Annotated in this window: 2 protein-coding genes; both read left to right on the plus strand. The window is 57.0% G+C overall.

Annotated elements, in window-relative coordinates; all coding sequences use genetic code 11:
* Positions 1-222: 222 nt before the first annotated feature.
* On the plus strand, positions 223-612 hold the full coding sequence (locus tag ASF45_RS35575; protein WP_156473165.1) for a hypothetical protein: 390 nt from the start codon (positions 223-225) through the stop codon (positions 610-612).
* 1,445 nt (positions 613-2,057) lie between these two features.
* A complete protein-coding gene (locus ASF45_RS23545) occupies positions 2,058-2,366 on the plus strand; it encodes a hypothetical protein (RefSeq protein WP_056668849.1) in 309 nt (102 codons plus the stop codon).
* Positions 2,367-2,526: the final 160 nt, after the last annotated feature.

Raw genomic sequence — 2,526 nt, forward strand, 5'->3', positions numbered from 1 at the left:
CTCTACTGACTCCGTATGCCTAGTCATATGCACTGTCCTGTTCCTATCTCCAAAGATAAGCGACAGGACGGGGCCGGGGAATCAGGGGGCTATCTCACATCCGTGCACGCTTGCAGCAGAGTGGCCAGCGGAAGTGACTGTGCGGCCCAACCTTTTGCTGGAGCGGACGGCTACGCCGCCCGCTCAGCGCGAACGTTAAACAGCATGACAGCCCACCGCTCCGTGAATGATGTGCTGGACCTGCTTGAAGCCCTTGATGACGAGCCACTCGAGATCGAAGGGATCTTGGAGGTTCACACCGAGGGGTTCGAACTGCTCCACTATCCGAAGGCCGAGCGCAAGGTAGGTCCCCAGGAAGGAGACCACCAATATCAAGCCGGCGTTTGGGTGGGGTTCGGCGGAGGGAGCCTTCAGCCTAATCGCGATGTTCTCAATCGTTGGGTTGGCAAGCGCGTCCGCATTCACGGCATTCTGAGTAGTTACCTATCGCTTCCGGCGGTTGGGGCACTCGGGCGTGGAGGCTTCGGCCCCTGGGGCTTCTGGCCGGCTCAGATCGAGCCGTACTCAGTTCAACGCGTCACTGCTGAGGAGCGGCGAGAGAATGCTGTTTAACCTTTTGGTCAAGCGGACCTTCGCCAGCTACGCTGGCGCGGCCGCTTACCGCGAACGTTAAACAGCAAACCATGCTGATCAATCGCCGTTCCGCATTTGTCTTGGGCGCAGCCCTTCTTCAATCCAACGCTATGAGCCAGGCAGTAAGAAAGCTGAGTTGGGATGACCTCATCTCGCAGGACCCTGAACTTGATTTCGAAAGGATGCTGTCCTGTTGGCCACGTTTGGCCATTGGTCGAACGCGGCCCGTTGGGCTATCTGCGCTCGGGTGTTGCTTTCTCGAAAGGCCGGACGGGAGCGTTTACGCACTTGACCCTCTCCTGGGCGAATTTCGGAAAGTTGCGGTGTCTATGGATGACTTCGGGCGCGGTATGAACAGTCCCGAATGGCAGCAGCGAAACTTGCATCGCGATGCAGTCGCGCAAATTCTTGAGCGAGGGCTTACCCGGAGCTCCCGACAAGTTTTCGGTTTTGCTCCTCACCCGAAGTTTGGTGGCGGACTCGACGCATCCAGAGCGATCACACTAGATCCTGCTGTGTGGCACTCGATTTCTTCGCAGAGCTTCTAAATGTTTAACATTTCGGCCCATCGGACCGCCTTTGGCGGCCGCTGGCCTTTGCGTTAACTGTCATGAAGTCCATCAGTGTTCCGCTTCAATACGCGTGCTTTTCCTGCCGTAAGTGCTTCAAGCGCCCACAGTTTTCTGGCGCGTCGAATCATTACATGACGCGTGAACAGCAGGCAGCACAGTACGAGGAGGCGCAGGACTTTGAGGCAACACGCTCCTACAAATGCCCTGACTGTGGAGGGGCAGCGCATTTCATGGGTATTGATTTCAAGGCGCCTCGGCGAAGTGATGCTCGGGGTTGGCGAGAAGCGGAATCCGTTATCTCGTCAGGAAAGCTGTTCACGCGCGGGGTGGTGGTGCATGAAAGTTAACAGGCCGCTGCATCCGACCGCCTTCGGCGTCGGCTGAGCGGCGGCGTTAGCCCTCTCAGTCGGTCTGCAACGCACATTGCTCAATACATAGTCTTCTATGCGCCCGCTCCTCATCGTTTTGGCCAGCACAACAATGGCCGCACTGTGCTTTACAGCCTATCTCGCGGGGGTGAATCGAACCATTGCAAGGAGCGCGTATGTGCATTCCGTGTTTGTTCAGCAAGACGCAGAGTGCTTTACCAGGGCAGAGAAGCAACTCGATTGCCTGCACGTCAGCTGGCAACTCCGTGCAGGCGCAGTAGCAGAGTCGTCGAGCAGAGCCCTAAACTCTTGGCTTCCGTCTTCCATGCAAACGGAGCTTGAGGCCTACCTACTGTGGGCACGGGAGCGTTCATCGATCGTCTATCCTTCAAGGTAGGCCTGTTCAATGCGCCAAAGGGCTAACCCCTCCGTCAAGGGGACTGGCCCTCGGCCAGCCCCTTACGTCGAACGTTAGGCATCTCGTATGTCCATCGGCAGCATATTTCTGATTCGCGAACCTGTGCTTCGTGGGCTTCTCTATGCCATGGGGACGTTCTTCATGGCTCTCGCCGGACTCCTGCTGGTCTCGCACGCTTGGTTAGCGGATGAGTCTCGCCTTATCTTGCTGGTGCCATTTTTAGCTGGAGCAATCCTGGTGGCACTTGCGGCAGTTCTGCGCGGCATGGCACTGCGAGTTTCGTTGCTGCTCTTCTTCGCTATCCCCGCTATCCTGCTGCTTGTACTTCGCATCGGGTGCATGGTCGGAATTCCCGTTGGAGACTTGTGTGCCTAGCCTTTCCCCCACGCCACTCTTCTGGGCCTGTGCCAACATAGCGGGGGCGATGCCTAACCCGTCTACAGGGACTTCCCACTTCGTCAAGAGCGGCTCATAAGCGTTCTTCCTGAAAAACGGTATTCGCATTCATTGATCGAAGACGCACGATGGATTCAGA

Source organism: Pseudorhodoferax sp. Leaf265 (genome assembly GCF_001422365.1).
In the GTDB taxonomy this organism is placed as follows: Bacteria; Pseudomonadota; Gammaproteobacteria; order Burkholderiales; family Burkholderiaceae_C; genus Pseudorhodoferax.

Excerpts from the sequence above, each read along its gene's own strand:
- ASF45_RS23545 (WP_056668849.1), top strand. The coding sequence starts at position 2,058 with ATGTCCATCGGCAGCATATTTCTGATTCGCGAACCTGTGCTTCGTGGG.